The sequence below is a fragment of the Streptomyces sp. NPDC057638 genome (assembly GCF_042800315.1).
In the GTDB taxonomy this organism is placed as follows: domain Bacteria; phylum Actinomycetota; class Actinomycetes; order Streptomycetales; family Streptomycetaceae; genus Streptomyces.
The window spans coordinates 1-6,421 of record NZ_JBHVHF010000379.1 but is presented as its reverse complement, the minus strand read 5'-3'; the positions used below and the strand labels follow the sequence as shown (position 1 = coordinate 6,421).

The 6,421-nt window shown below is 71.0% G+C and carries 5 protein-coding genes; 3 read left to right on the top strand and 2 right to left on the bottom strand.

Annotated features, from left to right (window positions below; genetic code table 11):
- Nucleotides 1-23: 23 nt before the first annotated feature.
- Both fabI and fabG read right to left on the bottom strand, forming a co-directional pair.
- Nucleotides 24-794 (bottom strand): enoyl-ACP reductase FabI, encoded by a 771-nt coding sequence (gene fabI / locus ACFVIM_RS31310; protein WP_384308578.1) that lies wholly within the window; start codon nucleotides 792-794, stop codon nucleotides 24-26.
- Nucleotides 795-799: 5 nt separating this feature from the next.
- A complete protein-coding gene (fabG, locus tag ACFVIM_RS31305) occupies nucleotides 800-1,504 on the bottom strand; it encodes a 3-oxoacyl-[acyl-carrier-protein] reductase (protein WP_384308575.1) in 705 nt (234 codons plus the stop codon).
- 601 nt (nucleotides 1,505-2,105) lie between these two features.
- On the opposite strand from fabG, the gene ACFVIM_RS31300 reads away from it, so the two are divergent.
- From ACFVIM_RS31300 to tyrS, 3 genes are all read left to right on the top strand, one after another.
- Entirely contained in the window at nucleotides 2,106-3,629 is a 1,524-nt protein-coding gene (locus ACFVIM_RS31300; protein WP_384308572.1) for a TldD/PmbA family protein, read from the top strand.
- On the top strand, nucleotides 3,626-5,017 hold the full coding sequence (locus tag ACFVIM_RS31295; RefSeq protein ID WP_384308569.1) for a metallopeptidase TldD-related protein: 1,392 nt from the start codon (nucleotides 3,626-3,628) through the stop codon (nucleotides 5,015-5,017). Before ACFVIM_RS31300 ends, ACFVIM_RS31295 begins: the two co-directional genes overlap by 4 nt.
- 92 nt (nucleotides 5,018-5,109) lie before the next feature.
- Nucleotides 5,110-6,372 carry a tyrosine--tRNA ligase gene (tyrS, locus tag ACFVIM_RS31290; RefSeq protein WP_384308566.1) on the top strand — a complete coding sequence of 421 codons (1,263 nt, stop codon included), beginning with the start codon at nucleotides 5,110-5,112 and terminating at the stop codon, nucleotides 6,370-6,372.
- Nucleotides 6,373-6,421 lie beyond the last annotated feature (49 nt).

The window sequence follows — 6,421 nt, the reverse complement described above, 5'->3', positions numbered from 1 at the left end:
GCACGGCGGTGGTACGGGGACGGTCAGGCGCCCATCATGTGGACTCCGCCGTCCACATGGACGATCTCGCCCGTGGTGCGGGGGAAGAAGTCGGAGAGCAGACCCACGACACCGCGACCGGCGGGCTCCGGGTCGGCGAGGTCCCAGCCGATGGGGGCGCGGTGGTTCCAGACGTCCGCCAGCTCCTCGAAGCCCGGGATCGACTTGGCGGCCATCGACTTGATCGGACCCGCCGAGATGAGGTTGCAGCGGATGCCCTGGGGGCCGAGGTCCCGCGCGAGGTAGCGGTTGGTCGACTCCAGGGCGGCCTTGGCGACGCCCATCCAGTCGTACTTCGGCCAGGCGAACTGGGCGTCGAAGGTGAGACCGACGATCGAGCCGCCGCGTCCCATCAGCGGCAGGCAGGCCGTGGCCAGCGCCTTGTGGGAGTAGGCCGAGACCTGGACGGCGGTGGAGACGTCCTCCCAGCTCCCGTTGAGGAAGTCGAAGGCGCCCTGGGGGCCGAAGGCGATCGAGTGCACGACGCCGTCGAGACCGGAGTCGTCGCTGGAGTGCTCGCGCACCTTGGCGGCGAGGGAGTCGAGGTGCTCCTGGTTGGTGACGTCCAGCTCGATGACCGGAGCGGTCTTGGGCAGCCGCTTGGCGATGCGCTCCACCAGGCTCAGCCGGCCGAAGCCGGTGAGGATGACCTCGGCGCCCTCCTCCTGCGCCACCTTGGCGGCGTGGAAGGCGATGGACGACTCGGTGAGGACTCCGGTGACGAGAACGCGCTTGCCCGCGAGGATTCCACTCATGGCGATCAGTGACCCATGCCCAATCCGCCGTCAACGGGGATGACGGCTCCAGTGATGTACGAGGCGTCGTCGGAGGCGAGGAAGCGCACGGTGGCGGCGATCTCCTCCGGCTGCGCGTACCGGCCGAGCGGCACCTGGGTGACGATGCCCGCGCGCTGCTCGTCGGTGAGCGCCTTGGTCATGTCGGTGTCGACGAAACCGGGCGCGACGACGTTGAACGTGATGTTCCGCGAGCCGAGCTCCCGCGCCAGCGAGCGGGCGAAGCCGACCAGACCGGCCTTCGAGGCGGCGTAGTTGGACTGGCCGGGCGACCCCAGCAGCCCCACGACCGACGAGATCAGGACGACCCGTCCCTTCTTGGCGCGCAGCATGCCGCGGTTGGCGCGCTTGACCACGCGGAAGGTGCCGGTGAGGTTGGTGTCCAGGACGGAGACGAAGTCCTCCTCGGACATCCGCATCAGCAGCTGGTCGCGGGTGACACCGGCGTTCGCCACGAGCACCTCGACGGGACCGTGACGCTCCTCGATCTCCTTGTACGCCTGCTCCACCTGCTCGGGATCGGTGATGTCGCACTTGACGGCGAGGAAGCCGGACGGCGGCTCACCCGAGCGGTATGTGATCGCGACCTTGTCGCCGGCGTCGGCGAAAGTCCGGGCGATGGCGAGGCCGATGCCCCGGTTTCCTCCGGTGACGAGAACCGAGCGGCTCAACGGATCACCCTTTCGATAGCGGTCGTGGCACCACCGAAACTATCGGCACGGTCCCATCACCGGAGAATCGGGGCCTGACAGCGCTTTCATCGCCGTGCTGTCGGGACCCTACAGAATCCCGCCAGAATCCCGGCGCGCGCGACCGGAATCGCGCCCCATGATTCACTGCGGTTCTGCCGGTGCTCCACCTGGGCGCGCCCGGCCGCCGCAGCACGCCGAAGCCCGCGGGAAGGAGCGGAGATCCCTCGTTGACGTACCGCGCGGGCCCGAAGATCCACCACCTGAGATCCCTCGATCCCCCAGGACCACGGAACCGTAACCCGAGAGTCCGGCCGTCCCGATGATCCTCATGGCCCGCCGAGGAGCGCCGAGGCCCCCCGGGGAGATCCAGGGAACTGCGGGGAACCTCCAAGAGTCACGGTGGGCCGACGGCCGCGGCGGCTCCCACCGGCTCACCGCCCGACCGCCCACCGCCACCGCCGCCCCACCACCCGACCGCCTCACGGCCCGACCGCCCGGTCGCCCCGGGCAGCCGGGAGCCTCAGCACCCGAGACCCGAGCACCCGAGAAACCCGAGAAACCCGAGAAAGCGGAGGGCCCCGTGCCCCATGACATCGATCAGACATTCCTGGCGCTGCCGCTGCGCGCGCTCGCCGACGCGGCGCTGGCGCGGGCGCGGGCGCTCGGCGCGGACCACGCCGACTTCCGCTTCGAGCGGGTACGCAGTGGGGCGTGGCGGCTGCGTGACGCCAAGCCCGCCGCCTCCTCCGACACCACCGATCTCGGGTACGCCGTCCGGGTGGTTCACGGCGGCGCCTGGGGCTTCGCCTCCGGTGTCGACCTGACCATGGACGCGGCCGCGAAGGTGGCGAGCCAGGCCGTGGCGATGGCGAAGCTGTCGGCGCGGGTGATCGCGGCGGCGGGCTCGGACGAGCGGGTGGAGCTGGCGGACGAGCCGGTGCACGCGGATCGGACCTGGGTCTCCTCGTACCGGGTCAACCCCTTCGACGTACCCGACGCCGAGAAGACGGCACTGCTCGCGGAGTGGAGCGGGCGGCTGCTGGCGGCGGACGGGGTCGCGCATGTGGACGCCTCCCTGCTGACCGTGCAGGAGAACAAGTTCTACGCCGACACGGCGGGCACCGTCACCACCCAGCAGCGGGTGCGGCTCCACCCCCAGCTCACGGCGGTCGCGGTGGACGAGACGACCGGCGAGTTCGACTCGATGCGGACGCTGGCGCCGCCGGCCGGGCGTGGCTGGGAGTATCTGACCGGCACCGGCTGGGACTGGGAGTCGGAGCTGGAGTCGATCCCGGGGCTGCTGGCGGAGAAGATGCGCGCGCCGAGCGTGGAGGCCGGGCGGTACGACCTGGTGGTCGACCCGTCCAACCTCTGGCTCACCATCCACGAGTCGATCGGGCACGCCACCGAGCTGGACCGGGCGCTGGGCTACGAGGCGGCGTACGCGGGGACCTCCTTCGCCACTTTCGACCAGCTGGGGAAGCTGGAGTACGGCTCCTCGGTGATGAACGTGACCGGTGACCGCACCGCCGAGCACGGGCTCGCGACCATCGGCTACGACGACGAGGGCGTCCAGGCGCAGTCCTGGGACCTGGTGCGCGGCGGCACGCTCGTGGGCTACCAGCTCGACCGGCGCATCGCGCGGCTGACCGGTCTGGGCCGCTCCAACGGCTGCGCCTACGCCGACTCCCCCGGCCATGTCCCGGTGCAGCGGATGGCCAATGTCTCCCTCCAGCCCACGCCCGGCGGACTGTCGACGGAGGATCTGATCGGCGGGGTCGAACGCGGGATCTACGTGGTCGGCGACCGCTCCTGGTCGATCGACATGCAGCGCTACAACTTCCAGTTCACCGGGCAGCGGTTCTTCCGGATCGAGAACGGCCGGCTGGCCGGTCAGCTCCGGGACGTGGCCTACCAGGCCACGACGACCGAGTTCTGGGGCTCGATGGAGCAGGTCGGCGGACCGCAGACCTATGTGCTCGGTGGCGCCTTCAACTGCGGCAAGGCCCAGCCGGGCCAGGTGGCGGCGGTCTCCCATGGCTGCCCGTCGGCCCTCTTCCGGGGCGTGAACATTCTGAACACGACACAGGAGGCCGGCCGATGAGCCGTGTCAGCAAGCCGTACGAGCTCGTCGAGCGCGCCCTGGAGCTCTCCACCGCCGACGGGTGCGTGGTCATCGCCGACGAGACCTCCTCGGCCCATCTGCGCTGGGCGGGGAACGCCCTGACCACCAACGGTGTCACCCGGGGTCGCACCCTGACCGTCGTCGCCACCGTCGACGGCGCCCAGGGCACCGCCTCCGGCGTGGTCTCCCGGTCGGGGGTGCGGCCCGGGGACATCGAGCCGCTGGTGCGGGCGGCGGAGGAGGCCGCCCGTTCCTCCGAGCCCGCCGACGACGCCCAGCCGCTGGTCCGGGGGGTGCGGCAGGACCCGGCCTTCACCGAGGCGCCCGCCGAGACCTCCTCCTCGGTCTTCGCGGACTTCGCGCCCGCGCTCGGCGAGGCGTTCGCCCGCGCCCGGGCCGGGGCCCGTGAGCTGTACGGCTTCGCCAACCACGAGCTGACCTCCACCTATCTCGGCACCTCGACCGGGCTGCGGCTCCGCCATGACCAGCCCAACGGGACGCTGGAGCTGAACGCCAAGTCGCCGGACCGCTCCCGGTCGGCCTGGGCGGGCCGCTCCACCCGGGACTTCACGGATGTGGACCCGGGCACCCTCGACGCGGAGCTGGAGCGCCGTCTGGGCTGGGCCGAGCGCCGGATCGAGCTGCCCGCCGGGCGGTACGAGACGCTGCTGCCCCCCACGGCCGTGGCCGATCTGCTGATCTACCAGTACTGGTCGGCGACGGCCCGGGACGCGGTGGAGGGCCGGACGGTCTTCTCCCGCCCCGGCGGTGGCACCCGGGTCGGCGAGACCCTCTCCCCGCTGCCGCTGACGCTGCGCAGCGACCCGAACGAGCCGGGCCTCCAGTCGGCCCCGTTCGTCCTGGCCCACGCCTCAGGCGACGACGCGTCCGTCTTCGACAACGGTCTGCCCCTCGGCCGTACGGAGTGGGTACGGAAGGGACGGCTGGAGCATCTGGTCACCACCCGCCACAGCGCCGGTCTCACGGGGCTGCCGGTCGCGCCGGGCGTGGGGAATCTCATCCTGGACGGCGGCGGGGAGCAGTCGCTGGAGGAGATGGTGGCGGGCACCGAGCGGGGCCTGCTGCTGACCTGCCTCTGGTACATCCGTGAGGTGGACCCGGCGACCCTGCTGCTGACCGGGCTGACCAGGGACGGTGTCTATCTGGTGGAGAACGGCGAGGTCACCGGCGCGGTGAACAACTTCCGCTTCAATGAGTCCCCGGTGGATCTGCTCTCGCGGGCCACCGAGGCGGGCCGCACCGAGAAGACGCTGCCCCGGGAGTGGGGCGACTGGTTCACCCGGGCGGCGATGCCTCCGCTGCGGGTCCCCGATTTCAATATGAGTTCGATCAGCCAGGGCGTATAACCTCAAAGGTGCCCGGGTGTCTCCCGGGCACCTTTGAGGTCCGCCCGGCGGGCCCAGCACATCCGTACCCCATCCGAGGAGACACGAGAGCCGTGACGGACATCGTCGACGAGCTGCGGTGGCGCGGGCTGATCGCCCAGTCCACCGACGAGGACGCATTGCGCAAGGCGTTCGCGGACGGTCCGATCACGTTCTATTGCGGCTTCGACCCGACCGCGCCGAGCCTGCACCTGGGGAATCTGGTCCAGATCCTCACCCTGCGCCGGATCCAGCGGGCGGGCAACCGTCCGCTGGGGCTGGTCGGCGGGGCCACCGGTCTGATCGGGGACCCCAAGCCCAACGCCGAGCGGACCCTGAACGACCCCGAGACCGTCGCGGCCTGGGTGGACCGGCTGCGGGGCCAGATCGAGCCGTACCTCGACTTCGAGGGGCCGTACGCGGCGACCATGGTCAACAACCTGGACTGGACGTCCGGAATGTCCGCGATCTCCTTCCTGCGGGACGTCGGCAAGTACTTCCGGGTCAACAAGATGATCGCGAAGGAGGCGGTCGCCCGGCGGCTGAACTCCGACGCGGGCATCAGCTACACCGAGTTCAGCTACCAGATCCTCCAGGGCATGGACTACCTGGAGCTGTACCGGCGCCATGGCTGTGTGCTCCAGACCGGCGGCAGCGACCAGTGGGGCAATCTGACCGCGGGCACCGATCTGATCCACCGGGTCGAGCCCGGCGCCCAGGTGCACGCCCTGGCCACTCCGCTGATCACCAAGGCCGACGGCACCAAGTTCGGGAAGACCGAGTCGGGCACGATCTGGCTGGACCCGGAGCGCACCACTCCGTACGCCTTCTACCAGTTCTGGCTGAACGCGGACGACCGTGACGTCCCGAACTTCCTGCGGATCTTCAGCTTCAAGAGCCGCGAGGAGATCGAGGAGCTGGAGCGGCTGACGCGGGAGCGTCCGCAGGCGCGGGCGGCCCAGCGGGCGCTGGCGGAGGAGCTCACGACACTGGTGCACGGCGCCGACAACTGCGCGGCGGCGGTGTACGCGTCGAAGGCCCTCTTCGGCCAGGGCGAGCTGGCGGAGCTGGACGAGCCCACCCTGCGGGCGGCCCTCTCCGAGCTGCCGCACGCGAAGGTCGCCGAGCCCGGCCCGGTGATCGACCTCTTCGCCGAGGTCGGCCTGGTCGCCAGCAAGTCGGCCGCCCGGCGCACGGTGAAGGAGGGCGGCGCGTACGTGAACAACGTGAAGGTCACCGCCGAGGACGCCGTCGTGGCGCCGGAGGAGCTCCTCCACGGACGCTGGCTGGTGCTGCGGCGCGGCAAGAAGAACCTCGCCGCGATCGAGGTGGGCTGAGGGCGCGCCGTGACGCGGTGATCGCCGGGGGCCCGGTCCGTGTGTGACC

Excerpts from the sequence above, each read along its gene's own strand:
- fabI (WP_384308578.1), bottom strand. The coding sequence starts at position 794 with ATGAGTGGAATCCTCGCGGGCAAGCGCGTTCTCGTCACCGGAGTCCTC.
- ACFVIM_RS31295 (WP_384308569.1), top strand. The coding sequence starts at position 3,626 with ATGAGCCGTGTCAGCAAGCCGTACGAGCTCGTCGAGCGCGCCCTGGAG.